Source organism: Bacillus nitratireducens (assembly GCF_001884135.1).
GTDB classification, from domain to species: domain Bacteria; phylum Bacillota; class Bacilli; order Bacillales; family Bacillaceae_G; genus Bacillus_A; species Bacillus_A nitratireducens.
In genome coordinates this window covers 1-558 of record NZ_MAOC01000066.1, presented here as the reverse complement: position 1 = coordinate 558, position 558 = coordinate 1, and the positions used below count along the sequence as shown (strand labels likewise).

Here is a 558-nt window from a genome sequence, read left to right as displayed (position 1 = left end):
GCGTTCATCAATTCTCCATAGAAAGGAGGTGATCCAGCCGCACCTTCCGATACGGCTACCTTGTTACGACTTCACCCCAATCATCTGTCCCACCTTAGGCGGCTGGCTCCATAAAGGTTACCCCACCGACTTCGGGTGTTACAAACTCTCGTGGTGTGACGGGCGGTGTGTACAAGGCCCGGGAACGTATTCACCGCGGCATGCTGATCCGCGATTACTAGCGATTCCAGCTTCATGTAGGCGAGTTGCAGCCTACAATCCGAACTGAGAACGGTTTTATGAGATTAGCTCCACCTCGCGGTCTTGCAGCTCTTTGTACCGTCCATTGTAGCACGTGTGTAGCCCAGGTCATAAGGGGCATGATGATTTGACGTCATCCCCACCTTCCTCCGGTTTGTCACCGGCAGTCACCTTAGAGTGCCCAACTTAATGATGGCAACTAAGATCAAGGGTTGCGCTCGTTGCGGGACTTAACCCAACATCTCACGACACGAGCTGACGACAACCATGCACCACCTGTCACTCTGCTCCCGAAGGAGAAGCTCTATCTCTAGAGTT

The 558-nt window shown here is 53.2% G+C and carries 1 rRNA gene; it reads right to left on the bottom strand.

Annotation, left to right across the window (positions count from 1 at the left end):
- Positions 1-21: 21 nt before the first annotated feature.
- Positions 22-558 (bottom strand): 16S ribosomal RNA (locus tag BAU23_RS17845); the annotation flags it as partial.